Below are 24504 nucleotides of genomic sequence, written 5' to 3'. Positions count from 1 at the left end.
GGCACATCCTTCATCTCCGCGAGGCCTCGCATGTTGAAGCAGGAGGCCCGCTGGCTGGGGCGCGAGCTGGCGGCGGCTCCGCTGGAGCAGGTGTCCCCGCTGCTCAACATCGGCAGCTCCACCCGCTACTTTCGCGAGGTCCAGCAGCCCTGGATTGAGCAGGAGTTGTTCGCGCCGCTGCGTCGCCGAGGCGGCTCCGTCATCCATCAAGACATGAAGGCGGACGAGGGAGTGGATGTCGTGGGCGCACTGACCGACCCCGCGTGTCGCGCGAGGCTCGGGGCGTTGGGCGTGCGCTCGGTGTGCTGTACGAATGTGCTCGAACACGTGAGTGAGCGGCGTGCCTTCGCCAGTGAGTTGATGGAGTGGGTGGCTCCCGGAGGGCTGCTCGTCCTGTCCGTCCCCCGTGCCTTTCCCTGGCATCCGGACCCCATCGACACGATGTATAGGCCGACGGTGCCGGAGCTGTCCCAGCTCTTTCCTGGCATGCAGGTGATGTCATCCGACATCGTCCGCTGCGGAAGGCTGGGCAGTCTGGTGGCCCAGGACGTGCCGGGCGCGCTCCGGCGGTTGTTGCAGCCAGGGCAGGGCGCTGGGACTGAGGCACCGCGAGCGTCGCTGGTGCAGTGGCTGTGGCCGTGGTTGGTGCGTCCCTTCGAGGTCACATGTGCGGTCTTGAAGCGCGTCTGACCGTGAGCCGAGGGCTGCGCTCAATTTCCGCGGACGAGTGATTCGAGGGTGCGCTCGTACTCGGTGATGAAGCGCTCCAGCCCCCAGCGCTCGCGGGCCCAATGGGCGACCTCGGTTCGCGAGGGTGGCTGCGCCAGGGTGGCGCGCACGGCCTCCACCAGCGCCTCCTTGCCTTCCACCAACGCGACACCCGGCGCGTCGGCGACATTGGCGACGAACGAGGGGTCTTTCGACACGACCGCGGGCAGCCCCGTCAGCATCCCTTCTTGCAATGTCAGGGGCAGTCCCTCTCCAACGGAGGGCAGCAGCAGCACGTCCGCGCAGCCATAGAGCAGGTGCATGCGAGCATGGTCCACCTGTCGCAAGTGCACCGTGTCCGGAAGGTCCGCGATGTCGCTGGCCAGGGGGCCATCTCCGGCGACCACGAGCGTCACGCCTTCGGCGGCGAGCTGGCGCTGGACTTCCGCGACCCGGGTGACCCCCTTCTTGGGGACGAGGCGTGCCGCGAAGAGGACGAGGCGTCCCTGCTCTGGGAGGCCGAACTCGCGCCGCGCCGCGAGCCGCTCGGCTTGAGGGATTGGCTGGAAGCGTGGCTCGAAGCCCAGGGGGATGATGCGCAGCGGCTTCCTCACACCGACCTTCTGGAAGTAGTCGACGACGTGGGGGCTGTAGGTCACCACCTCGCTGGCGGCGCTCAGCAGGGTGCGCCCCAGCGTCCGGTAGGCCGCCGCCTGCACCCAGTCCAGCACGCCGCCATAGGGCACCTCGCCGACATGCTGGGTGACGAGCAGCGGCTTGCGCCGTCCTCGCGTCAGCGCCGTGGTCAGCGAGGATGAGAAGTAGAGGCAGTCGTGGACGTGGATGACGTCCGCCCAGCGCACCTGCTCATCGAGCTGCCGCCAGCCGGATGGCGCCCAGAGCGGCATGGGGACATGGAGGTTCTTCTCGAGCCAGTTCCACGCGGGGACGCGCACGAAGGGCCCCGTCGTTCCGGGTTCCAGCGGAGTGGAGGCCGCAATCCACCGCACGTCATGCCCGCGACGCTGGAGCCCCTGGAACAGGGTGTCGATCATGATTTCGATGCCCCCTGGGTGCGGGGGCATGAAGTTGGAGACCTCGAGGATTCGCATGGACCTGGACCCTGACGGCACCCGCTCGTCGGGGCACGTGGCGGCGCGAGTATAGGCAAAGGCCTTCGGGCGTCCTCGCAAGACTTGCCTTGTAGAGAAGCCCAGGCGGCACGGACCGACATGGAGCCGCCCGGCAGCCGCCTTGCCCTCGGTGCGAGCAAGGCATGCGCCACCCTCTGGAGATGAAGCCAGTAGTATGGCCCGCGTGACGCCGATGGACTCCACTGACCTCCGCCCGATTCCGCTCCAGCCCCGAACGCAGGTGATGCTCGTCGCAGTGATGGCGGTGCTCGTCTATGTCGGCACCCTGTTCAATGGGTTCGTCTACGACGACGCGCAGTTGGTGGTGGACAACCCCTGGCTGGGCTCGTGGAGCGCATTGAGCAATGCGTTCCAACACCCGCTGTTCCCGTTCGATGACGGGCCCACCGCCGCGTCGGACCGGAGCCCCGCGGAGAGCTACTTCCGGCCGCTCGCGCACGTGCTCTTCTTCGCGCAGCGCGCTGTTTTCGGCACCTCGGCGTGGGGCTTCCACCTGGTGCTCACGCTGCTCCATGCGGCGGCATCCGTCCTGGTCCTCTGGCTGTCGCGGGCCTGTCTGCGACGCAAGGACGCGACGCTGTCGCCTGCGGGGACCTGGGCCGCGCTGGCGGGTGCGCTCTTGTTCGCGGTGCATCCGGTGCACGCGGAGTCGGTGGCCTGGGTGAGTGGCTGCATGGACGTGGCGGCGACGCTGCTGGTGCTGTTCGCCGTACGAGTCATGGTGCAGGGGCCGTCCTCATGGGGACGGGGCGTGGGCGCGGCTCTCCTGTGGCTCGCGGGCCTGCTGTTCAAGGAAGTGGCGGTGGTGTTCCCCGTGGTGCTCTGGGCCACGGACCGGGCGACGGGGCTCCCCGTGACGCCGCCGGGCCCGCGTGGGTGGCTGCGCCGGTATGCTCCCTTGGGACTGGGCGGGCTGGGTTACGCGGCGCTCCGGATGAACGCCGTGGGCCTGTCGCTCCCCGTGCCGACAGGGGCGGGGCGCACGGGGCTGTATCCGCTCCACATGCTGGCGCTCGCGGGGAAGCTGGGAGGCAAGCTCTTCTGGCCCCATCCGCTGGTGCTGACGGTGCCCTCCCGCGTTCCTCCGGAGGCGAGCGAGGTGGTGTTGGGCTCCGTGTTGCTCCTGGCCTTGCTGGGGCTGCTGTGGCGGATGCGCCGTGAAGCGGCGGCTTCATTCGCGGGAGGGGTGTGGTTGCTAGCGCCGTTGCTGCCCATCTTCTTCATGCAGCTTCGCGGCGTGGAGGCCTACGCGGAGCGCTTCCTCTACCTGCCCTCGGTTGGCTTCTGCCTGCTGGCCGCGGCGGGGTTGAAGTGGCTGTTGGAGCGCTGGCCGGGGCAGGCGAGGGCGTTGGCCCTGGTGGCGGGAGGGAGCGTCGCCGTGTTCGCCGCGTTGACGCTGGCCCGCATCCCCGCGTGGCATGACGACATCTCGCTCTGGGAGGACACCCTCGCGAAGACGCCCGGCGAGCCCAGACTCCATGCCTATCTGGGGGCGGCCTACTTGAAGGCACGTCGAGTGGAGGAGGCGCTCCCGGAGCTCCAGGCCGCTGCCTCGGCGTTGCCCAGGGCCTACCAGCCACAGAGCGACCTGGCCGTGGCCTATGCCCTCATGGGGCGGATGGACCTGGCGATTCCCCAACTCGAGCGGACGCTCCAGCTTCGTCCCAACGAACCGGTGGTCCTCCACAATCTCGGGCTCGCCCTGCGTCGGGCCCGTCGACTGGAGGAGGCGGTGGCGCGCTTCCAGGAGGTGCTGCGGCTGGCGCCCCGGCGCGCGGACTCGCACCTGGAGCTGGGCCGCACGCTGCTTCAACTGGGGCGTCCAGGGGAGGCCGTGCCCGCGCTCGAAACGGCGCTGAGCCTCCAGCCCGAATCGGAGGCCGCGCGTCAGGGGCTGCGTCAGGCCCGACTGGCGGCGGGTGCCACGCCGTGACTCGCGCCCGCGCCCGAGGGGCACGGGACGGCCTGCCGCGCGGGTTCAGCGGAAGTCGCGGCGCTCGAAGATGAAGATGGCGGCGGCGGTGAACAACGCGGCCCAGCCGAGGCCGTAGCCCACGCCCGAGAAGAACGTCGACGCATCGACGGACAGGGCATAGGTCGCCTGGGGACGGAAGTTCATCCGCTCCAGGTTGGGCAGCATGTAATAGAGCGCCATCGCCAAGGACTTCACGGCGCCATCATTCATCCAGCGGGCGATTTCGAAGAGGTCATTGGCCAGGTGCCCGGCGAAGTAGATGCCGGTGGTCGCGATGGCCGACACCGCGGGGCCCGCGAAGCTGGAGAAGAGGATGCCCGCGCTGGTCAACACGAGCAGCTCGAACCACAGGCCCGCTGCCGCGACGAATTGAACGGAGTTCAGCTCCACCTGGAACAGCACGAGCTGGCTCACGAAGATGAGCATCATCGCCGTCATCAGCACGGCGAGCGTCAACATGTTGCCCGCCAGCCGCGCCAGCAGGAACTGGGTGCGCGACACGGGCTTGCTCACCACGAGGAAGATGGTGCGTCGCTCGATTTCGCGGCTGAGCAGGCCGCTCGACAGGAAGATGGTGAGGAAGACGAGGATGAGGCTCATCATCCCCAGTCCGAAGTCGGTGAGCACGCGGTCGAACGTGGCGACCGTCACTTCCGTCACCAGGGTCGACGACAACAACACCACCGCGGCGAACGCGCCCACCACCACCGTGACGCGGTTGCGGCGTGCCTCCCGGAACCCGTTCCAGACCATCGCGCCAAACGCGCTCATGTGTTGATCTCCCCACCGACACTCGTCGTTCGTCCGGAGTCCTTGAGGGCGTCCATGAAGAGCTGCTCCAGGGAGAACTTCGCCGCCTGGAGGCTGTTGACGCGACCCCCCGCCGCCAGCACCTGGCTCAGCAATCGCTGACTGTCCGTGTCGGACACCTGCAACAGCACGCGGCCATCCAGGGCCTGGGAGGACTCCAGGGCCACGCCGAGGTTCTTCACCTGGTCCATCTTGAGCCCTTCCACCACCAGCTCCACCGTGGGCACCTGCGCGGACAGCAGCTCCCGCACGCTGCCCTCGCGCACCAGCCGACCCCCCACGAGCACGGCGAGCCTGTCACACAGGGCTTCCACGTCCGGGATGATGTGGCTGCAGAACAGGACGGTGGTGCCTCTGTCCCGCTCGGCGAGGATGAGGTCTCGCATCTGTCGGCGTCCCACCGGGTCCAGGCCGCTGGTGGGCTCGTCGAGGATGAGCATCTTCGGCCTGGCCACCAGCGCTTGCGCGAGCGCCACGCGTTGGACCATGCCCTTGGAGTAGCGGCGAATCTGGAGCTTCTCCGCTGCGCCCATCTCCACCGCGCCGAGGACTTCCTTCACCCGGACATCCAACTCGTGGCCGCTCATGCCGGACAACTGCCCGGCGAGCGTCACGAACTCGCGCCCGGTGAGGTACTCGTACGGCGCGGGATTCTCAGGCAGGAAGCCCACCAGTCGCCGCGTCGCCGCCCGGTCCACGGGCTGGCCGAACAGCAGCGCCGTGCCGCCACTGGGGCGCACCAGGTTCATCAAGATCTTGATGGTGGTGGACTTGCCGGCGCCGTTGGGACCGAGCAGGCCATAGATTTGTCCTGGCCCTACTTCGAGGTCCAGTCCCTGGAGGGCTCGAACGGTGCGGTTGAACCAGAAGCCGACCTTGTACGTCTTCGACAGGCCTCGGACTTGGATGGGCGGGGCGTCAGGGCTGATGGCAGTCATGGCTCTTGGCTCTTGGTGTCCAGGGGCTTGGGAACGATGCGTTCCCCGCCCTCTGTCTTCTCGTCGTAGATGATCTCCAACCGGAACCGCGCGGAGGTGGAATAGCTGCGGCCGTCTTCTCCCAGGTAGAGCTGGCCACCCAGGGGGTCGACCGGCAGTTCGCTCAGGTCCCCGGCGGAGACGAGCGCTTCCAGGTTGGGGGGCAGCTTGCCCGTCCGGACCTTGTGGCGCTCGATGGAATCATCAATCCGCTGGAGCAACTGCTCCTGGAGGATCTCCTTCACCCGGCGCTCGTAGTAGGCGCGCGTCTCCTCGTCTTCCGCGCTGTCACGCATCAGCTGCGCCAGTCCCATGCTGGTGCTGAAGTCGCCTGCCTGCGCGTACAACCGGGTGGCCAGTCCCGAGTACCAGGCCGGTGACTCGGGCAGCCGCGCGAGTTCCTCGATGATGGCAGCGGCCTCCTTGTAGCGCCGCTCGAAGAACATGAGGTTGTAGGCGAGCTGGAAGTGGATCCGCTTGTCCTCGGGCGTGTTGGCCATGCCCTTGCGCAAGATGGCCGTGGACTCCTTGACGTTCGCGTACTCCTCACGCCCCAGATGGACGGGGATGGTGATGCCCGCGAAGGTGTAGACCTTGGCGAAACGCGGATCGAGGTCCGTCGTGAGGTCCGCGTAGTAGTAGACGTCGCGGTACTCGGTCAGCCTCCTGGCCGAGCCGACCCGGTTGATGGTCAGCAGCCAGAAGTAGTCGGTGACCAGCCCGAGCTGCGCTTTGAACAACGCCTTGATGAAGCCGGCGCGAGGCAGGATGGGGCGGTCACCCAGATAGAGCGGCGGGTGGGGCTGGCTTGAAAGCAGCACGACCAAGGCCAAGCCAGCAGCCAGTAGCATGGGAGACAGCTTGCGCATCATTCCCTTCGAAAGCAGAAACAGGACACCCGAGCATCCCCGGATGTCCCGTTATACATCGGCGGCGCTTCACCCGACTACAGGGTCAGCACCTACAGGATTACGGGCAGCTCACGTCGTTGTACGCGTTGCCGGGCTCGCCGCCACCGATCTTGTTGCTGTCGATGCCGCAGGTGCCGGCGAGCGTGGTGGCAGAGGTGGCCAGAGACGTGATGCCCCACGTGTCGGCGTTCTTGTCGTTGTCGACGTTGCCCGTGGCGATGGCGGAGAAGTCGCAGTTCGGGCAGGTGCCCGTCACGCCGGCGGTCAGCGCCGGGGCGCCAACGGTCGGGACCTCCGTGAAGCGCGCGATGTCCTGGCCGATGCAGCCGCCGGTGTAGTCGCGAGCGTTGACGGCGACGGACGCGGCGCACGCGCCGTTGATGCCGTAGCTGAAGCGGTTGCCCGGCTCGGGATCAAAGCCGACGACCTTGAAGTCCGTGACGTACTTGTCCTTCTCGCCGAAGTACGCCTTCTGGGCCGTGAAGATGGCCTTCAGGTTCGTCTTGGCCTCGGACTGCTTGGACTTGGCCTGGAAGCGGATGAAGTTCGGGATGGCGATGGCGGCCAGGATGCCGATGATGGCGACCACGATCATCAGCTCGATGAGGGTGAAGCCACCCTTCTTCTTCAGGAGACGGTTCAGCATGTCGGGAGTGCTCCGCAGGTGCAGAGGGGGGTTGAACGACTGCCTGCGTTCATAGCACGAACGGTGCCATGGCCAACAGTTGCCCCAACCCGATGAATTCTCACAAACGGGCGTGTCGGATCCCGTCCGCTCGTTCCCCTGGTTGCCAAAAATTGTCACCGCGCCTGACGGAAATCGTCGATCCGCGATGCTGTCCTCCCCGGGCCGCGACGCTAGGATGCCCGGCTCCGTGACGGACTTCTCCCTCGTGCCGGGCTGGGCCGGGCCGCTCTTCACCGCCTTCCTCCTGGTCCTCGGCCTGTGTATCGGCAGCTTCCTCAATGTCGTCATCGCCCGCGTCCCCGAAGGACTGAGCATCGTCCGCCCCGGCTCGCGCTGCCCCAAGTGCGGGCATGTCCTGTCGTGGTACGAGAACATCCCCGTCCTCTCGTGGCTCGCGCTGAGAGCTCGGTGTCGTTCGTGTCACGCGCCCATCTCCCCGCGCTACGTGCTGGTGGAGTTGCTCACCGGGCTGCTCTTCCTGGCGTGCCTTCGGAGGTTCGGGTGGACGTATGAGTTGTTTCCCGCGCTCGTGCTCGTGGGGCTGCTGATACCGCTCACCTTCATCGACCTGGCGCACTGGATCCTGCCGTTCTCACTCACGGTGCCGGGCATCGCGGCGGGACTGGTTCTCGCGGTGCCCAGGGGCGCGGACGCGGTGGTGGACGCCACTCTGGGGGCCGTCATCGGCTTCCTCGCCTTCCGCCTGATGGAGTATGTGGGCTGGAAGGTGTTCCGGAAGGAAGCACTGGGCGGTGGCGACAAGTTCCTCGTCGCGCTGCTGGGCGCCTTCCTGTCCTGGCGGGCCCTGCTGGGCATCCTCTTCCTGTCCTCGCTGCAAGGCGCGGTGGTGGGAATCGCCATGCTCGGACTCACCGGGCGCGCGGGACCGTCGACTCCTCCAGACGCCAAACCCATGAAGGCTCCCGAGGGCGTGGCCCCACCTCCAGACGCTCCGGGTGTCACGCCTCCTGAGGGCGCGGCCCCTGTTTCAGCTCAGCCTCTGGGGGACGAACGTGTCACACCGCACGAAGGCGCGGCGCCCCCCTCTGTCCCACTGAGCAACGCGCCTCCCCTCGGAGTCGGCGCGACGACGGCAGCCCCTGAGAACATCGAGGAGTCCGAGCCCGAGTCCACGATGACGTGGGAGTTCACCCGGCCGGGGATTCCGCTCTGGAAGCGCGTGTTGCTGGTGCCCTGGTGTCTGCTGTTCCAGCCGATTCCCGACGCACCCATGGATGACGAGACGGGCGAGGAGGAGGAGTGGGTGCCCGGACCCACCAACATCCCCTTTGGTCCCTGGTTGGCGCTGGCGGGGCTGGAGGTGATGCTGCTCGGGCCCTGGCTGGCGCGCGTGCTGCCCATGGACATCGCCATGCTGCTCGGGGGCGCGCCGTGAAACGCGCGGACGGGCGATGAAGTGGCGCATCGCCAGCGTGGCGTTCCTGCTCAGCTCGCTCTGCACGGGACTCTCCTGGCTGTCGCTCCAGCCCGTCCTCATCCGGTTGCTGGAGCTGGGCCGCCGGCTCGTGTCTCCGGGCACTCCGGACGCGGAGGTGCTGGCACAGGTGCGGGGCTTCCTTCCGCTCGCGCTGGGGTTGGACCTGGTCGCGCTCACGCTGCTGGCGTACGTGGTGTTGGACCTGACGGTGGGCCGTCCGCTGCGCTCCGCCGAGGCCATGGTGGAACAACTGGGGCGGCTGGAGCTGGATCCGCACCTGACGCCCACGCAGGGCGGGCCGCTGCTGTCGAGGATGCAGCGCGCGTTGCAGCGGCTGGCGGAGGCGCTGCGCTCGGAGCAGGCCCTCACGCGCTCCCAGGTCGAGTCGCTGCGGGACGCCAACCTCCGCCTGTCGCGGGCCCAGACGGAGCTGGTGTCCGCCGAGCGGCTGGCCACGGTGGGCCGGCTCGCCGCGGGCGTGGCGCACGAGGTGGGGAACCCCCTGGCCGGCATCCTCGGCTACCTCTCCCTGGCGCGGATGAAGGCGCCCACGGCGGAGCTGAAGGACTACCTGGAGCGCATCGACCACGAAGTGCAGCGCATCGACCGCATCGTCCGGGGCCTGCTGGACCTGGGGCGTCCGGAGACGTCGTCGCCAGGCCCGGTGGATGTCGGCTCGGTGGTGGAGACGTGTGTGCGGCTGGTCCGCGCCGCGCCCGAGCTCGCCGGCGTGTCGGTGGACCTGGCGCTGGAGCCGGGAGTGTTCGCCCGGGCGGAGACAGGGCCGCTGTCGCAGATCCTCATCAACCTCCTGCTCAACGCCGCGCAGGCGATGGGAGGGAAGGGGAGTGTGAGCGTGGTGACTCGCCGGGAGGAGGGTGCCGTCCATCTGGTGGTGAGGGACCAGGGGCCGGGGATTCCTCCCGAGGTCATGCCCCGGTTGTTCGAGCCCTTCTTCACCACGAAGGGACGGCAGGGCACCGGGCTGGGGCTGGCGGTGTCGCTGCGGCTGACGCAGGTGATGGGCGGGCGCCTCGGCGCGGAGAACCTGCCTGAAGGTGGCGCGCGCTTCACCGTGTCCCTGCCCGCCGTGTGAGCGGGCGCCGTCCGGCCAGAAGCTATCTCCCTCCCCAGGACTGGGGGATGATGCCGGCAGGTCCCCATGTCCCTGTTCCGCACCATCCTCGTCGCCGACGACGAGCCCTCCATCCGGCACATCCTCACGTTGGTGCTCACCGACAAGGGCTACGACGTGCGCGCCGTCGCGGACGGAGAGGAAGCGCTGCGAGAGCTGGCCACGCGCGACTACGACGTCCTCGTCTCCGACGTGCGCATGCCTCGCAAGGACGGGCTGACGCTGCTGCGCGAGGCGCAGGCCGCGCACCCGGCGCTCACCGTGGTGGTGATGAGCGCCTATGGCTCGCAGGAGCAGGCGCTGGAGGCCGTGTCGGCGGGCGCGTATGACTACGTCCAGAAGCCGTTCAAGCCCGAGGAAATTGTCTTCGTCCTGCGCAAGGCCGAAGAGCGCGAGCGGCTGCTGCGTGAGAATCGCCGGCTCAAGCAGGGCGGTCTGCCCTCCGCGCCCCAGGGGCACATCCTCGGGAGCAGCGAGTCGCTCCATGCGCTGCTCAAGCAGGTGGCGCGCCTGGCGCCGGTGGACACCACGGTGCTCATCAGTGGGGAGAGCGGGACGGGCAAGGAGCTGATTGCCCGGGAGCTGCACACGCGCAGCCCGAGGGCCGCGCTGCCCTTCGTCGCCGTCAACTGCGGCGCCATTCCTGGTGGGTTGCTCGAGAGCGAGCTGTTCGGCCACGCCAAGGGCGCCTTCACGGATGCGCGCACGGCCAAGCGCGGCCTCTTCTCGGAAGCGGACGGCGGCACGCTCTTCCTGGACGAAGTGGGCGAGCTGCCGCTGCCCGCGCAGGTGAAGCTCCTGCGCGTGCTGCAAGAAGGCGAAATCCGCCCGGTGGGCGAGAACCGCGTGGAGAAGGTGGACGTGCGCGTGGTGGCGGCCACGCTGCGGGATTTGGGCAAGCTGGTGGAGAAGGGCGAGTTCCGCGAGGACCTCTACTACCGCCTCAACGTGGTGAACGTGAGGGTGCCGCCCCTGCGCGAACGCCGCGAGGACGTGCCCCTGCTGGCGAATGCCTTCATCCACCGCTTCAACCGCGAGCTCAACCGCGAGTCACCCGTCGAAGGACTGTCCCCGGAGGCGGAGGCGTTGATGTCCGCCTATGCCTGGCCGGGCAACGTGCGCGAGCTGGAGAACGCCATGGAGCGGGCGGTCCTCCTGGCGGATGGCCCGCACATCCTTCCATCCAACCTGCCCGAAAGGCTGTGGGCCGCTCCCGCACCCGGACCGACGGGCTCCAACGCCGGAGCGATGCCACAGGTCGGTAGCGACCTGTCGCTCAAGCGAGCCATCCGGGAGCTGGAGGAGTCCTACATCCGGTTGGCCCTGAGACGGACGAAGGGGAACCGGACCCGAGCGGCGGAGGTCCTGGACATCAGTCACAGGGCGTTGCTGTACAAGATCAAGGAGTACGGCATCGACCCGGACGCGGAGGCCGAGCGGGGCTGAAGCAAGGGAATCCGCCGGGTGGCATTTGACGGAACGCGTCCGGAGCCGGAAAATCGGGCCTCCGCGACCGTGGTGGGGGGCCCGGCGCAGTTTGGACGCAGGGGTCCCGGCCGAACGGAGAGCAGGCGGGCTCCGGGTACTTTTTAGGAGGGGTTGACGGCCAGTGCTACGCTGGACGCCTCTCGACGGAGTCAAGCATGGCGAAGGGCAAACTGGCACTCGGTCTGGACATCGGATCGACCTCCATCAAGATGATCCTGCTCAAGGAGCAGCGCAAGCGGGGCGAGGTGGGCTTCGCGCTGCAGAGCTTCGGCATGAAGCCGCTGCCTCCCGAGGCCATCGTGGATGGCGCGCTGATGAACTCCACCGCCATCGTCCAGGCGGTGCAGGAGCTGATGTCCGAGCTGAAGGTGAAGGGCAAGGACGTCGCCATCGGCGTGTCCGGCCACTCGGTCATCATCAAGAAGATTCAGATGCCCCGCATGTCCCAGGAGGAGCTCGAGGAGAGCATCCAGTGGGAGGCCGAGCAGTACATCCCGTTCGATGTGAAGGACGTGAACATCGACACGCAGATCCTCGACGGGGGCGGCAACGACGCCACCGGGCAGATGGACGTGCTGCTGGTGGCCGCCAAGAAGGACATGATCAACGACTACACCACGGTGGTCTCCGAGGCGGGCCTCGCCCCGGTGGTCGTGGATGTGGACGCCTTCGCAGTGCAGAACATGTTCTCCGTCAACTACGACCTGCCGGAGAAGGAGACCGTCGTCCTCATCAACGCGGGCGCCTCGGTGGTGAACATCAACATCATCGCCAACGGCGTGACGGTCTTCACCCGTGACGTCACCATCGGTGGCAACCAGTTCACCGAGGAGATCCAGAAGCAGCTCAACGTCTCCTACGAGGAGGCGGAAGCGCTGAAGATCGGCGGCAACCGCGCGGACGCGGATGCCGTGGTGCCCCAGGAAGTCGAGCGCGTGCTGTCCAGCGTCGCCGAGCAGGTGGCCGGTGAAATCCAGCGCTCGCTGGACTTCTACGCGGGCACCGCGGCGGACTCGAACTTCACCAAGGTCTACCTGTCCGGTGGCACGGCGAAGATTCCGGCCCTGTTCAAGACCATTGAAGCGCGCACCGGGGTGCCGGTGGAGATCCTCAACCCGTTCCGCAAGATTGAAGTGGACAACCGCAAGTTCGACCCCGCGTTCATCATGGACGTGGCGCCCATGGCCGCGGTGGCCGTGGGACTGGCGCTCCGGCGTCCTGGCGACAAGCTGGCCTAGACCGTCCACTTCCTGGAGACGACGCACATGATGATTCGCATCAACCTGCTTCCCGTCCGGAAGGTTCAGACCCAGCAGAAGGGCCGGCAGATCCTGGTCCTCTTCGCGCTGGCGCTCATCGGCGCCGCCGTGGGCAACTACCTCTGGTACGACGACCGCGACAGTGAGTTCCAGCGCAACGCCCAGGCCATCGAACAGACTCGCGCGAAGATCGCCGAGCTGGAGAAGGTCATCGGCGAGGTGAGGAACATCAACGCCCGCAAGACGGAAGTTGAGAAGAAGCTCGCCGTGCTGGACTCGCTGCGCAAGGGCCGTAACGGTCCGGTCCGGATGATGGACGCGCTGGCTTCCGCCACGCCGAAGAAGGTCTGGGTGAAGGGCTTCGTCGAAGCCGCCAGCGCGGTGGCCATCGACGGCTCGGCCGTCAGTCACGACGAGGTCGCCGAGTTCATGCGCAGCCTGAACGGCGTGGTGTGGACGCCCAAGGGCATGGGCCGCCTGGTGGATCAGCGCCGCGACTCGAAGACGTCCCGCGTGGAGCTGCTGACGGCCGAAGCCACCATCGAGGAGTTCCCCGCCGGGGAAATCACTCCGTTCTTCACCAACATCGACCTGACCAGCGCCGTGCAGACGAAGGCGTCCACCGGGCCCCTGGCCGCGCCCGCCCTGGTCGACTTCAAGATCACCCTCACCGCGAACTACGCCATCTGAGCGAGGCCACTGCCCATGGACAAGTACCTGGACCAATTCGTCAAGGCGTCCCCGGCCGTCAAGTTCGGCGGCCTGGCAGCGCTCATCATCCTGATGACCGTCGCCAACTTCTTCCTGCTCATCCAGCCCACGGATGAGAGCATCCAGAGGCAGATGACCGAGCGGCGCGCGCTGGACCTGGATCTGGCGGAGAAGAGTGAGATCGCCCAGAACCTCAACGAGCGTCGGCGCGAGATGGACGTGCTGGAGCAGAAGCTCGCCGAGGCCCTCACGGAGCTGCCGGAGAAGAAGGACGTCGAGGAGCTGCTCGCGCAGATCAACGACATCGGCAAGAAGAGCGGTCTGGAGATCTCCCTGGTGCAGCCCGACCGCGAGTACGTGGGCGGCGGCGAATTCTTCGCCCGCATCCCCATCCGCATGACGGTGAGCGGCAACTACCATGAGATCGCCATGTTCCTGCAGGAGATGGCGAACATGCGCCGCATCGTGAACGTCAACAACATCAACCTGGGCCAGCCGACCCTGAAGAACGAGAAGGTCGTGCTGCAGAGCAGCTTCCTGGCGACGACTTTCCGGTTCGTCGAGACCAAGAACTAGAAACTTGATCCGTCCGGAAAGTAGGGCGACAAGGGGATTGAGGATGAAGATGTTCAAGGCCACCATGACGACCGCCGCGCTCGCGCTGACGCTCGCTGCCTGCGAGGAGGCACCTCTGCCCCCTCCGCCGGTGGCCGCGGCACCTCCCGCGGCCAAGGCCGCGGCACCCGCAGAGACGGCGCCCACGCCGGTCGACGCCGCCGCCGCGCCGGCGCCATACATCTACAGTTACAACCCGGTGGGGAAGCGGGATCCGTTCCGCAGTCCGCTGGAAGAGCTGGGCCCGGTGGCCCAGGTGAATCCCGTCACGACGTGCACGGAGCCTCTGTGCGCGTTCGACCTGGACCAGCTCAAGCTGGTCGCGGTCGTCACGGGTGACGCCAATCCACTGGCGATGGTCGAAGACCCGTTGGGTCGAGGCCACATCGTGCGCCGCAACACCCGGGTTGGACGCCAGGGTGGGAAGGTCACGCAAATCCTCCGCGATTCGCTGACGGTGACCGAGGTTTTCTCGGGCAACGGAGAGATCATCAAGAATCCGGTGACTCTGCAGCTCAAGGCCGATGACCGGCAGGACCCTAGTTACAATCTGATGACGGGCAAAAACTACGGGGAGTAGCGCCCCCGTGGCGCGCCCGCGGGCGGCAGCCCGCTTCCAACTTGGTGAGGGGACGCATGCTCGAGAGGAGCGCTGTGACGAGGGGCAAGTGGATGTTGGCGACCGCTTTCGCGGTCGTCCTTGCGGGCGCCAGCAGCAATGGCGCCGAACTGAATACGCTTCGGGACCTGGATGTGTCCCGTACCGGCTCGGGCGCCCAGGTGGTGGTGACCGGAACCCGGCCCCCCACCTTCACCGTGTTCCGGCTGAGTGGTCCGGAGCGGTTGGTGGTGGACCTCTCGTCGGCTGACGCGACGGGTATCAAAGGCCACCACGACGGCTCTGGCCCCGTGGCCGGAGTCGTGGCGTCGCAGTTCTCGGATGAGCGCGCGAGCGTCGGCCGGGTGCTGCTGGCGCTGGACAAGGCGTCGCAGTACGACGTCCGGGCGGATGGAAACCGCGTGGTGATTTCGGTGGATGGCGCGATGCCCGCCGCCGAGGCCAAGCGTCCGGAGCCCGTTGTCGCTCCTGTCGCCACGGCTCCCGCCGCCCCGACGCCCGCACCGGTCGCCGAGGTCAAGCCCGCCGCGCCCGCCGCCGTCATGGTGTCGGAAGCGCCGGCGAAGCCCGCCGCTGAAAAGCCCGCGCTGCCAGAGAACGTCGTCGCCGCCGAGGCGGATGAGCGAGAGGTGGCTCAGCCAGCTCAACGCATCACCCAGTTGGCCTATTCCGACGACACGCTCCGCATCCGCGCGGACGGCGACATCGCCCGCTACGAGGTGCTGGAGCTGGCGGACCCGCCGCGGCTCGCGGTGGACCTGTATGGCGTGGGGCTCTCCGCCCGTGCGCCCCGGGTGAATGGCGCGACGTTGAGGGAAGTGCGCGTGGGTGCCCACTCGGACAAGGTCCGGCTGGTGCTCGACGTGCGCGGCAAGATGCCCGCCTACCGGGTGGACCGGGCCGACAAGGGCCTGGAAGTGGTGCTGGGGGGCGCGGTGGCCCGCAAGGCCGCGCCGTCGCCCACGCCGCAAGAGGTCGTCGCGTCGGTGGCCGAAGTGGAGCCGCTGCGCCCCGCGCCCGAGCCGGTGGAGGCGCCTGTCACGGCCTCGCTGGTGGAGGTCAAGGACCTGTCCTTCCAGGAGGGTGGGGCGGGTGGTCGCGTGGTGCTCAAGCTGTCTGGCACGGCCGCCTGGAAGGTGGACCGTCCCGACCCGCGCAGCGCGGTGCTGACGCTGGACAACGCCCGGCTGCCGAAGAAGCTGGAGCGCAGCCTGGACACCAGCGCGCTGGAGACGCCGGTGAAGATGATCAGCGCCTTCAGCGTCCCCGGTGAGGGCCGCAAGGTGCGCGTGGTCGTCGCCGCCGATGGCGCCATCGAGGAGAAGGTCACCCAGAACGGTGGGACGCTCTCCTGGCGCCTGGACGTGAAGGGCGTGAAGACGGACGAGGTCTCCGTGGCGCAGCGCACCGCCGGCTTCACCGCCGAGGCGCCCGCCTACGCCGCCGAGGGCGCGCCGCAGCAGGCCCGCTACCGTGGCAAGCGCGTCTCCTTCGAGTTCAAGGACATCGACATCCAGAATCTCCTTCGGGTCATCGCGGAGATCTCCAAGAAGAACGTGGTCGTCGCGGACGATGTCTCCGGTCGCGTCACCATCCGCCTGCGCAACGTTCCCTGGGACCAGGCGCTGGACCTCATCCTGCGCACCAAGCAGCTGGGCAAGGAGGAGTTCGGCAACATCATCCGCATCGCCCCGCTGAAGACGTTGGAGGAGGAGGCCCGGCTGCGTCAGGAGCGCAAGAAGTCGCTCCAGCAGCAGGAAGATCTCCTGGTCAACCTCATCCCGGTCAACTACGCGGTGGCGGGCGAAATGGCCGCGCGGGTGAAGGACGTGCTGAGCGAGCGCGGCAACGTCACGGTGGACACGCGCACCAACGTGCTCATCGTCAAGGACGTGCGCTCCAACACGGAGAAGGCCCGCGCGCTGGTGCGTAGCCTGGACACGCAGACCCCGCAGGTGCTCATCGAGAGCCGCATCGTGGAGGCGAGCACCGCCTTCAGCCGTCAGCTCGGCGTGCAGTGGGGCGGCCAGGCGCGCGCTTCCGCGGCGACGGGCAATCCCACGGGCCTCATCTTCCCGAACAACATCGGCGTCACGGGCGGCACGCCAGGAACGGCCGCGGGTCTCCCCGCCGCGCCGAACTTCGCGGTGAACCTGCCGGCGGCGGTGGCTGAGGGTGCCGGTGGCGCGCTCGGGTTCGTCTTCGGTTCCGCGGGTGGCGCGCTGCAGCTCAACCTGCGGCTGTCCGCGGCGGAGAACGAGGGCACGGTGAAGACCATCTCCGCGCCCCGCGTGACGACGCTGGACAACAACACCGCGCGAATCAGCCAGGGTGTGTCCATCCCGTTCAGCCAGACTTCGGCCGGTGGCGTGAACACGACCTTCGTGGAAGCCCGCCTGTCCCTGGAGGTGACGCCGCACATCACCCAGGACGGCAGCATCCTGATGTCCATCAACGCCTCCAACAACCAGCCGGACCAGTCCAACACGGGAGCGAATGGTCAGCCGTCCATCCAGCGCAAGGAAGCCAACACCCAGGTGCTGGTGAAGGATGGGGACACCACGGTCATCGGCGGCATCTACGTTCGCCGCGGTGCCACGACCACCAACGCCGTGCCCTTCCTCTCGAAGATTCCGGTGCTGGGCCTCCTGTTCAAGAACTACTCGGAGCGCGATGAGCGTCAGGAACTGCTCATCTTCATCACGCCCCGCATCCTCAACCGGCAGACCATCGCGCAGAGCCTGTAAGGCACCGCGCCTCTTCATGCAGGAGAGCGTTCGCTCATGAAGCCCATCTATCTCGCCGCGCTGCTGGCGTTCGGCACGGTCTCTTGTGTCGACAACATTCCGAAGCTCCAACTCCTCTCGGCCACGCCGCCGGATGAGGACTGCACGGTTCCCGAAGACGAAGCGTTGCTGAGCGGGTCGCTCAACATGGCTCTGTCCAGCAACTACAATCTGGGGTTCGTCGTCACTTCCAACCTGACCTCCACGCCCATCGTCGTGGGCGAAGGGCAGGTGGCGGACCCCGATTCGAACGCCATCTACCTGACGGAGCTCGACCTGAGCTACCGGACGGAGCCGGAACTCAACATCCCCAGCGCCACGCTTCCCGTCTACGCGGCCTTCCGGGCCAACGAGGATTCGACGTTGCTGATGAGCGTGCTGACGCGCGACGCACAGAACGCGCTGTTCAGCGCCACCACGGGCGGAGGCATCGTCGACGTGCTCGTCACCATGCGGATTCGTGGACACACCATCACGGGGGGCTCGGTGGAGACGAACGAGCTTTCCTATGCCATCACCGTGACGACCGTCCCCTACATCTGCCCCAAGCCGGGTGAGTTCCCCGCGGCCCCGACTGTCCTGTGTGACCAGCGCGGGCAGAACGGCGCCGTTCCGCTCTGCGAGGCGCCTTGAACGGCGCGTCCACCCAGGAGCCCTGAGAGCCCATGTCCTTTCGCACGCACCTCGAGTCAGTGGTCAACCAGGTGGATGGAGCCCTCGCCTGCAGCGTGATGGGCTTCGATGGCATCTCCGTGGACACCTTCCAGCGCGAGGATACGAGCGAGCTGGATTTGAATGGTGCCTGGGTGGAATACGCCAACCTCCTCACGCAGCTGCGCAACGCCGCGGAGACGCTCAAGACGGGCGCGGTCAGTGAGGTCAGCGTCAACAGCGACAAGGTGTTGACGCTGATGCGGCTGGTGTCGCCGGAGTACTTCCTGGTGCTGGCGCTGCGCGCGGACGGCAACTACGGAAAGGGCCGTTATGTGCTGCGCGTGACGGCCCCCAAGGTGAGCGCGGAGCTGTAGCCTCGTCCGCTGTAAACCAGTCGTCCGGACGACGCGCCGCTCCGCCGGTTTCCCCTTCCCATGGAAGGGGGCATGGGCTAGACACCCCCGACTTTTCAAGCTTCCGTAATTTCGAGTCTGAAGGAGTCGGTCCCCATGGCCGGTGTCATCGATACGTCCGAGTTTCACAACAACATGAAGATCGAAATCGACGGCGAGCCGTTCGTCATCGTCGAGTTCCAGCACGTGAAGCCCGGCAAGGGGTCCGCCTTCGTCCGCACCAAGATTCGCAGCCTCACCACCGGTCGCGTCCTTCAGCCCACGCTGAAGTCCGGCGACAAGGTGGGCAAGCCGGACATCGAAGAGAAGGACATGCAGTACCTGTACGTCCAGGGTGACGACTACTACTTCATGGACAAGCGCGACTTCGAGCAGACCTTCATCAGCGAGAAGGCACTCGGCGACGCGAAGAACTTCCTGAAGGAGAACATCGACGCCACCATCCTGTTCTGGAACGGGAAGGCGATCGCCGTGACGCTCCCGAACTCGGTGGAACTCAAGGTCGTCAAGTGCGACCCGGGCGTGCGCGGCGACACCGTGTCTGGTGCGCTGAAGCCCGCCACGCTGGAGACCGGCTTCGAGGTCTACGTGCCCCTGTTCATCAACGAGGGCGACGTCCTGAAGATCGACACGCGCGACGGGGGCAAGTACCTGACCCGCGTGGCCACCGCGGGCTAGCGCAGACTCCGCTCGGAGGGACGCGAGAAATGGCAACGAAGCGCAAGTCGACCCGGGCGTCCGCGCCCACCAGCACGCCTTCGAGCGCGCGAGACGCGGGCAACACGTCCCTGGACGTGGATGCCCTGCGGGAAATCGTCAACATCCTGGAGGCCTCGGACGTGACGAGGCTGGTGTGGAAGCGCGGGGAAGAGAAGCTCTTCATCCGTCGTGGCCACGCCCCGGAGACGACCATCGTCCACCACTCGGCCCCCTCGGCCGTCCAGGTGGGCCCGGCCGTGGAGTACGCGGCTCCGTCGGCGCCCCGGCTGGCCCCGGCCGCCCCCGCTCCGACCGCCGCTGCCTCTGTCGCCGAGAAGGCACCGGAGAAGCCCGGCCACGTCGTGACGAGCCCCTTCGTCGGTACGTTCTACCGGACGCCGGCGCCGGATCAGCCCGCCTTCGTCGACGCGGGCTCGGTGGTGAAGAAGGGCCAGGTGCTCTGCATCATCGAAGCGATGAAGTTGATGAACGAAATCGAGTCCGAGGTGTCCGGCCGCGTGGCGGAGATCCTCGTGGAGAACGGTCGCCCGGTGGAGTTCGGCCAGGCGCTGTTCCGCATCGAGCCGGCTTGACGCGGCGCGCGCGCCTTCGCATCCAGCGGGGCGCGCGCCCGAGCCGGCCGTTTCAGGAGACACCCCCGTGTTCAAGAAGGTGCTGATTGCCAACCGCGGGGAGATTGCCCTGCGGGTCATCCGCGCCTGCCGGGAGCTGGGCATCGCCACGGTGGCGGTGCACTCCACGGCGGACGCCAACGCCCTGCATGTCCGCTTCGCCGACGAAGCGGTCTGCATTGGTCCTCCGGCGTCGAAGGAGAGCTACCTCAACGTCCCGCAGCTGCTCTCCGCGGCCGAAATCACCCGCGCGGACGCCATCCACCCCGGCTACGGCTTCCTCTCTGAGAACGCCGAGTTCGCCGAGGTGTGTGAGAACTGCAAGATCCGCTTCATCGGTCCGCGTCCGGAGATGCTGCGGATGATGGGCAACAAGGTCCGCGCGAGGCAGGCGGCGCGCGAGGCGGGCATGCCGCTGTTGCCCGGCAGTCCCGGCACGGTGAAGGACCCCCGTGAGGCGGAGGCGTTCGCCCGGGAGATTGGCTTCCCCGTCATCCTCAAGGCCGCGGCCGGTGGTGGTGGCAAGGGGATGAAGATCGTCCGCGAGCCGAGCGCGCTGGCCCAGGCGTTCTCCACCGCGCAGGCGGAGGCGGTGGCCTCCTTCGCCAACGGCGACCTCTACATCGAGCGGTACGTGGAGAAGCCGCGCCACATCGAAATCCAGATCGTCGCCGACGAGCACGGCAACGTCATCCACCTCAACGAGCGCGAGTGCTCGGTCCAGCGCCGACACCAGAAGCTCATCGAGGAGTGCCCGTCACCCGCGCTCACGCCGGAGTTGCGGCAGCGGATGGGAGAGGTGTCCGTCGAGGCGATGCGCAAGCTGCGCTACAACAACGTCGGCACCATCGAGTACCTGCTGGACGAGCGCGGCGAGTTCTACTTCATGGAGATGAACACGCGCATCCAGGTGGAGCACCCGGTGACGGAGCTCGTCATGGGCGTGGACCTGGTCCGTGAGCAGATCCGCATGGCCTACGGCCACCCGCTGCGCTTCAAGCAGGAAGACATCCAGATGCGCGGGCACGCCATCGAGTGTCGTGTCAACGCGGAGGACCCGATTACCTTCGCGCCGTGGCCCGGCAAGATTACCGGCTACAGCGTCCCGGGTGGCTACGGGGTGCGCGTGGACTCAGGCGCCTACGAGAACTACACGGTGCTGCCGTACTACGACAGCCTCCTGGCCAAGCTCATCGTCCACGCCGAGGATCGCGAGACGGCCATCCGCCGCATGCAGCGCGCGCTGGGTGAGTACGTCGTGGAAGGCATCCGCACGAACATCCCCTTCCACCGCGCGGCGCTGGCGGACGAGTCGTTCCAGGAAGGCAACTACGACACGCGTTTCGTGGAGCGGCTCCTGGCCAGCGAGACGGGTTCTCGCCGGCTGAAAAAAGCAGTTGAAGAGACGCCGTAGCACACGTCCGCCTACGTGGCGTTCCCGCCCGTGGGGCGGGCATGCGAGCAGGTGAGCTGGCCCCGGGGGGAGCCGGGCTGTTTCTTGACCCGCGTCGGAGGATTCCGTTAGCCTCCGACTCTCCCCCTTTTGAAGATAGAAACCCGCGAAGTTCCAAGGGGTTTCGGCTTTCCGGAAGCCCACGCTCGATGGACAAGAACAAGATCATCGAAGCCGCCGCGAAACTGGTCGCGAAGGGCGCGTACGACAAAGCCATCAAGGAGTACCAGAAGGTCCTGGAGGTTGACCCGAAAGACATCCGGGTCCTCCAGAAGATGGGCGAGCTGTACGTCAAGAAGAACGACAACGCCCAGGCGGCGCACTTCTTCACCAAGGTCGCCGAGAGCTACTCCTCCGACGGGTTCTTCCTCAAGGCCGTCGCGCTCTACAAGCAAGTCCTCAAGCTCAACCCGAACCTGCTGGAGGTGAACCTCAAGCTGGCGGAGCTTCACCAGCAGCTCGGGCTGATGTCCGAGGCGATGGCGTACTTCCAGATCGTCGCCAACCACTACGACAAGGCGGGCGACACCAAGTCGTCGCTCGATACCTTGAAGAAGATGGTGGATCTCGACCCCGAGAACGTGGCGTCGAAGATCAAACTCGCGGAGCTCTACGCCCGCGAGAACATGACGCGCGAAGCCATCCAGGAGTTCAAGCGCGCCGCCGAATACCTCAAGCGCAACAGCCGCGGCGAAGACTGGGCCCGCGTGGCCGAAAGACTGTCCACGCTCGAGCCGGACAACCTGCCGCTCGCGAAGGAACTGGCGTCTTCGTATCTGCAACGCGGTGACCAGAAGCGCGCGCTCGCGAAGCTGCAGGTGTGCTTCAAGGCGGATGGTCGCGACGTGGAGACGCTGTCTCTCCTGGCGCAGGCCTTCCAGGGCCTGGGGCAGACCTCGAAGACGGTGTCCGTCTACAAGGAGCTGGCGAAGATCCACCAGGAGCGCGGCCGGCAGACCGAGTCGGAGGCCGTCTGGACGCAGATTGAAGTGTTGGATCCGCAGGACCCGGATCTGCTCGCGCGCCGTGCTCCCGCGCCGCAACCCGCACCGGCGCCGCAACCCGCACAGGCGCAGCAGCCCGCGCCTTCCGCGGCGCCCCAGCCCGCCGCTCGCGCCGCGCCCCAGGCCGCTCCGGCTCCCGTGGCGGCGCCGCCCGCGCAGCAGCCGGGGGGCCTGGCCCGCGAGCAGCTCTCCAAGCTGCTCACGGAGACCGACGTCTACGTGAAGTACGGGCTCCACGACAAAGCGCTGGAGCATCTGCGCAAGGTCTTCTCCGTGGACCCGGAGAACCTGGATGCGCACGAGAAGGCGTATCAAATCTACGTCGCCTCCGGGAACGCGGCGCAGGCATCCGAGCAGCTGCTGAACGTGCTGCGTCTGTGCACTCGCGCGGCGGACTCGACGCGCGCGCAGCCGTACCTGGCGACCATCCTCCAGCAGAACCCCTCCCACCCGGAGGTGCCGGCGTTCCTGTCGGTGCTGCGCGTGGAGGGCCCGGTGGCGGTGGCGCCGTCGGCCACGGTGGTGGAGTCGGTGGGCGAGGACGCCATCCTCGTGGACTCCAGCGACGACGAGGTGCTCGTCGCGCCGCCTCCCGAGGACGCGCTGCTGCACCCGCCCGGCGACGAGCTGGCGCTGGCCACGCTGCCCTCGAGCGACTCCGACGAGGTCATCGACGATGAGAGTGACGCCACCGTCGTCAGCGAGGAGGCGCTCGTCGGCGAGGCCATCACCTCGGGTGAGCACGACATCTTCGACACGCCCGCGCCGGAAGACCTGGCCTCGGACTCCGCGGACGAGACGCTGGTCTCCGGAGACGACGACGGGCTGATGCTGACGGACGAGCCCGGCCTCGCGTCCTCGGAGGACGAGCCCCTCGTCGAGTCGGCGGACCTGGATGCGTCGTACGCCAGCGACGAGGGCATGTCGCTGGGGGACTCGGAGGACGAGGCCACGTCGATGGCGGCGCTGTCGCTCGGAGACGAGGACGAGCCGCCTCCGACGATGGTGCGCGCCCCCACGCGGGCCCTGCTCCAGGAGGCCGCGCCGAACACGCGCAAGCAGCCGGTGTACGTGGAAGAGGCCCCGCTGGACGTGGACGAGATGCCCACGCGCGTGGGCATCGCTCCGCTGGATGCCTCCATGCTCGACGAGCTGGAGGAGGCACCGGGCTCGGACATGCCCTCGTTGGGGGATCCGTTCGAGGAGGAGGAGCCCACCGCCTCGCATGCCATCGTGTCGCTGGACGACATGCCGGAGGAGGACCCGGAGACCGATTTCGGCTCGGAGCCTCAGGACGAGGCCGACTTCCAGTCGGTGGAGGAGCCGCAAGCCGAGGCCGACTTCGGCTCGGAGCCTCAGGACGAGACCGACTTCCAGTCCGTGGAGGAGCCCGAGGAGGCCTCCGCCGAGCTGGTCGCCGACGGCGCCACCGAGGGTGACGAGGAAGAGCCCGCGGCCGAGGAGTGTGACGAGGCCGCCTTCTTCCTGGACCAGGGCCTGCTGGAAGAGGCTCGCGAAATCCTGGAGACGGTGACCATCGCCTTCCCGGGCCACGCGCGCGCCACCGAGATGATGGAGCGGCTGGAGGCGATGGAGGCCAGCGGTGGGGCGGCGCCCGAAGAGGAGCCGCTGGAGCCCATCTCCGTGCCTTCCGTGCAGCCGGTGACGGATGCGGGCGCGGAGCGCGACGCGTTCGACCTGGCGGCGGAGCTGGCCGGCGAAATCGACAACCTGGGTGACGACACCGTCGCCCCGGCGCCCGCGGAAGAGGACTTCCAGTACTCGGTGGAGGAGGTGTTCTCCGAGTTCAAGAAGGGCCTGGCCAAGGTGGTGAAGCCCGAGGACGTGGACACCCACTACGACCTGGGCATCGCCTACAAGGAGATGGGCCTCTTGGACGACGCGCTCCACGAGTTCGAGGTGGCCCGGCAGGGCTCCGCGGGCACCAAGCGCGAGGTGGACTGCCTCACGATGATGGGCATGCTGCACCTGCTGCGTGGCGACGGAGGCTCCGCGGTGGAGACCTTCCGTGAGGGGCTCGCGAGCCCGTATGCGACGGGTGAGGCGGCCAAGGCGCTCGGCTTCGAGCTGGCGCTGGCCTTCGAGGCCAATGGCGAGCCCGGCAAGGCGCTCCACCACTACCAGCGGGTGGCGGCGATGGATGCGAAGTACCGCGACGTGGGCACGCAGGTGTCCCGCCTCGCGGCGAGTACGGAGCCGGAAGACGACCCCCTGCCGACTCCGGCACCCGCAGCGGTGAATGGCGCCAGGTCTCATGGCGCCGCACCCGCAGCGGCGGTGGCGAATCCCCCTGTGCCAGCGGCCGGCGCCCCCAAGGCGCGCAAGGTCGGTTACGTGTAGTTGCCCCCGAGGTC

21 protein-coding genes are annotated in these 24504 nt (G+C 67.5%); 16 read left to right on the top strand and 5 right to left on the bottom strand.

What is annotated here, in order from left to right; all coding sequences use genetic code 11:
* Positions 1-30: 30 nt before the first annotated feature.
* Positions 31-690 carry a class I SAM-dependent methyltransferase gene (locus tag G4D83_RS14805; protein ID WP_163865383.1) on the top strand — a complete coding sequence of 220 codons (660 nt, stop codon included), beginning with the start codon at positions 31-33 and terminating at the stop codon, positions 688-690.
* Between the two features lie 20 nt (positions 691-710).
* Here G4D83_RS14805 and G4D83_RS14800 read toward each other — a convergent pair whose 3' ends face one another.
* Positions 711-1820 (bottom strand): glycosyltransferase family 4 protein, encoded by a 1110-nt coding sequence (locus G4D83_RS14800; protein ID WP_163865382.1) that lies wholly within the window; start codon positions 1818-1820, stop codon positions 711-713.
* A 196-nt stretch (positions 1821-2016) separates the two neighbouring features.
* On the opposite strand from G4D83_RS14800, the gene G4D83_RS14795 reads away from it, so the two are divergent.
* On the top strand, positions 2017-3795 hold the full coding sequence (locus tag G4D83_RS14795) for a tetratricopeptide repeat protein (protein ID WP_163865381.1): 1779 nt from the start codon (positions 2017-2019) through the stop codon (positions 3793-3795).
* A 45-nt stretch (positions 3796-3840) separates the two neighbouring features.
* On the opposite strand, the gene G4D83_RS14790 is transcribed toward G4D83_RS14795, so the two are convergent.
* The 4 genes from G4D83_RS14790 to G4D83_RS14775 form a co-directional block, all read right to left on the bottom strand.
* Positions 3841-4608 carry an ABC transporter permease gene (locus G4D83_RS14790; RefSeq protein WP_163865380.1) on the bottom strand — a complete coding sequence of 256 codons (768 nt, stop codon included), beginning with the start codon at positions 4606-4608 and terminating at the stop codon, positions 3841-3843.
* Complete coding sequence (locus G4D83_RS14785) at positions 4605-5585, bottom strand: ABC transporter ATP-binding protein (protein ID WP_163865379.1); 981 nt, start codon at positions 5583-5585, stop codon at positions 4605-4607. The genes G4D83_RS14790 and G4D83_RS14785 overlap by 4 nt, the downstream gene beginning before the upstream one ends.
* A complete protein-coding gene (locus G4D83_RS14780) occupies positions 5582-6457 on the bottom strand; it encodes a tetratricopeptide repeat protein (RefSeq protein WP_240356331.1) in 876 nt (291 codons plus the stop codon). The genes G4D83_RS14785 and G4D83_RS14780 overlap by 4 nt, the downstream gene beginning before the upstream one ends.
* A 136-nt stretch (positions 6458-6593) precedes the next feature.
* Positions 6594-7166 (bottom strand): prepilin-type N-terminal cleavage/methylation domain-containing protein, encoded by a 573-nt coding sequence (locus G4D83_RS14775; RefSeq protein ID WP_240356344.1) that lies wholly within the window; start codon positions 7164-7166, stop codon positions 6594-6596.
* Between the two features lie 202 nt (positions 7167-7368).
* Between G4D83_RS14775 and G4D83_RS14770 the strand changes: the two genes are divergently transcribed.
* The 14 genes from G4D83_RS14770 to sgmX all read left to right on the top strand — a co-directional run bounded on the left by G4D83_RS14770 (position 7369) and on the right by sgmX (position 24490).
* A complete protein-coding gene (locus tag G4D83_RS14770) occupies positions 7369-8619 on the top strand; it encodes a prepilin peptidase (RefSeq protein ID WP_420826634.1) in 1251 nt (416 codons plus the stop codon).
* A gap of 16 nt (positions 8620-8635) precedes the next feature.
* Positions 8636-9757: a sensor histidine kinase gene (locus G4D83_RS14765; RefSeq protein ID WP_163865376.1), complete on the top strand. Its 1122-nt coding sequence runs from the start codon at positions 8636-8638 to the stop codon at positions 9755-9757.
* Between the two features lie 66 nt (positions 9758-9823).
* The gene (locus tag G4D83_RS14760; protein WP_163865375.1) at positions 9824-11242 is read left to right on the top strand and encodes a sigma-54-dependent transcriptional regulator; all 1419 of its coding nucleotides are present in this window, start codon (positions 9824-9826) and stop codon (positions 11240-11242) included.
* A gap of 197 nt (positions 11243-11439) precedes the next feature.
* Positions 11440-12522 carry a type IV pilus assembly protein PilM gene (pilM, locus tag G4D83_RS14755; protein ID WP_141642888.1) on the top strand — a complete coding sequence of 361 codons (1083 nt, stop codon included), beginning with the start codon at positions 11440-11442 and terminating at the stop codon, positions 12520-12522.
* A gap of 27 nt (positions 12523-12549) precedes the next feature.
* Complete coding sequence (locus G4D83_RS14750) at positions 12550-13233, top strand: PilN domain-containing protein (RefSeq protein WP_163865374.1); 684 nt, start codon at positions 12550-12552, stop codon at positions 13231-13233.
* A gap of 15 nt (positions 13234-13248) precedes the next feature.
* The gene (locus G4D83_RS14745; RefSeq protein WP_163865373.1) at positions 13249-13830 is read left to right on the top strand and encodes a type IV pilus inner membrane component PilO; all 582 of its coding nucleotides are present in this window, start codon (positions 13249-13251) and stop codon (positions 13828-13830) included.
* A gap of 43 nt (positions 13831-13873) precedes the next feature.
* A complete protein-coding gene (locus G4D83_RS14740) occupies positions 13874-14449 on the top strand; it encodes a pilus assembly protein PilP (RefSeq protein WP_176434942.1) in 576 nt (191 codons plus the stop codon).
* A gap of 56 nt (positions 14450-14505) precedes the next feature.
* Positions 14506-17235 carry a type IV pilus secretin PilQ gene (locus tag G4D83_RS14735; protein WP_163865371.1) on the top strand — a complete coding sequence of 910 codons (2730 nt, stop codon included), beginning with the start codon at positions 14506-14508 and terminating at the stop codon, positions 17233-17235.
* Between the two features lie 36 nt (positions 17236-17271).
* Positions 17272-17907: a hypothetical protein gene (locus G4D83_RS14730; RefSeq protein WP_163865370.1), complete on the top strand. Its 636-nt coding sequence runs from the start codon at positions 17272-17274 to the stop codon at positions 17905-17907.
* Positions 17908-17939: 32 nt separating this feature from the next.
* Positions 17940-18302, top strand: a complete 363-nt coding sequence (locus G4D83_RS14725) for a roadblock/LC7 domain-containing protein (protein ID WP_163865369.1) — start codon at positions 17940-17942, stop codon at positions 18300-18302.
* A gap of 135 nt (positions 18303-18437) precedes the next feature.
* The gene (gene efp, locus G4D83_RS14720; protein WP_163865368.1) at positions 18438-19019 is read left to right on the top strand and encodes an elongation factor P; all 582 of its coding nucleotides are present in this window, start codon (positions 18438-18440) and stop codon (positions 19017-19019) included.
* Positions 19020-19048: 29 nt separating this feature from the next.
* Positions 19049-19633: an acetyl-CoA carboxylase biotin carboxyl carrier protein gene (gene accB / locus G4D83_RS14715; protein WP_163865367.1), complete on the top strand. Its 585-nt coding sequence runs from the start codon at positions 19049-19051 to the stop codon at positions 19631-19633.
* Positions 19634-19700: 67 nt separating this feature from the next.
* Positions 19701-21086 carry an acetyl-CoA carboxylase biotin carboxylase subunit gene (gene accC, locus G4D83_RS14710; RefSeq protein ID WP_163865366.1) on the top strand — a complete coding sequence of 462 codons (1386 nt, stop codon included), beginning with the start codon at positions 19701-19703 and terminating at the stop codon, positions 21084-21086.
* Between the two features lie 188 nt (positions 21087-21274).
* Positions 21275-24490, top strand: a complete 3216-nt coding sequence (gene sgmX / locus G4D83_RS14705; protein WP_163865365.1) for a type IV pili formation protein SgmX — start codon at positions 21275-21277, stop codon at positions 24488-24490.
* Positions 24491-24504: the final 14 nt, after the last annotated feature.

The organism is Myxococcus eversor (assembly GCF_010894455.1).
Taxonomy (GTDB): Bacteria; Myxococcota; Myxococcia; order Myxococcales; family Myxococcaceae; genus Myxococcus; species Myxococcus eversor.
This window is presented reverse-complemented; position numbering and strand designations above follow the sequence as displayed.

Excerpts from the sequence above, each read along its gene's own strand:
- G4D83_RS14745 (WP_163865373.1), top strand. The coding sequence starts at position 13,249 with ATGGACAAGTACCTGGACCAATTCGTCAAGGCGTCCCCGGCCGTCAAG.
- G4D83_RS14740 (WP_176434942.1), top strand. The coding sequence starts at position 13,874 with ATGAAGATGTTCAAGGCCACCATGACGACCGCCGCGCTCGCGCTGACG.
- pilM (WP_141642888.1), top strand. The coding sequence starts at position 11,440 with ATGGCGAAGGGCAAACTGGCACTCGGTCTGGACATCGGATCGACCTCC.
- G4D83_RS14795 (WP_163865381.1), top strand. The coding sequence starts at position 2,017 with ATGGCCCGCGTGACGCCGATGGACTCCACTGACCTCCGCCCGATTCCG.
- G4D83_RS14785 (WP_163865379.1), bottom strand. The coding sequence starts at position 5,585 with ATGACTGCCATCAGCCCTGACGCCCCGCCCATCCAAGTCCGAGGCCTG.
- G4D83_RS14790 (WP_163865380.1), bottom strand. The coding sequence starts at position 4,608 with ATGAGCGCGTTTGGCGCGATGGTCTGGAACGGGTTCCGGGAGGCACGC.
- G4D83_RS14750 (WP_163865374.1), top strand. The coding sequence starts at position 12,550 with ATGATGATTCGCATCAACCTGCTTCCCGTCCGGAAGGTTCAGACCCAG.
- efp (WP_163865368.1), top strand. The coding sequence starts at position 18,438 with ATGGCCGGTGTCATCGATACGTCCGAGTTTCACAACAACATGAAGATC.
- G4D83_RS14735 (WP_163865371.1), top strand. The coding sequence starts at position 14,506 with ATGCTCGAGAGGAGCGCTGTGACGAGGGGCAAGTGGATGTTGGCGACC.
- G4D83_RS14760 (WP_163865375.1), top strand. The coding sequence starts at position 9,824 with ATGTCCCTGTTCCGCACCATCCTCGTCGCCGACGACGAGCCCTCCATC.
- accB (WP_163865367.1), top strand. The coding sequence starts at position 19,049 with ATGGCAACGAAGCGCAAGTCGACCCGGGCGTCCGCGCCCACCAGCACG.
- G4D83_RS14800 (WP_163865382.1), bottom strand. The coding sequence starts at position 1,820 with ATGCGAATCCTCGAGGTCTCCAACTTCATGCCCCCGCACCCAGGGGGC.
- G4D83_RS14770 (WP_420826634.1), top strand. The coding sequence starts at position 7,369 with ATGCTGTCCTCCCCGGGCCGCGACGCTAGGATGCCCGGCTCCGTGACG.
- sgmX (WP_163865365.1), top strand. The coding sequence starts at position 21,275 with ATGGACAAGAACAAGATCATCGAAGCCGCCGCGAAACTGGTCGCGAAG.
- G4D83_RS14765 (WP_163865376.1), top strand. The coding sequence starts at position 8,636 with ATGAAGTGGCGCATCGCCAGCGTGGCGTTCCTGCTCAGCTCGCTCTGC.
- G4D83_RS14725 (WP_163865369.1), top strand. The coding sequence starts at position 17,940 with ATGTCCTTTCGCACGCACCTCGAGTCAGTGGTCAACCAGGTGGATGGA.
- G4D83_RS14805 (WP_163865383.1), top strand. The coding sequence starts at position 31 with ATGTTGAAGCAGGAGGCCCGCTGGCTGGGGCGCGAGCTGGCGGCGGCT.
- G4D83_RS14730 (WP_163865370.1), top strand. The coding sequence starts at position 17,272 with ATGAAGCCCATCTATCTCGCCGCGCTGCTGGCGTTCGGCACGGTCTCT.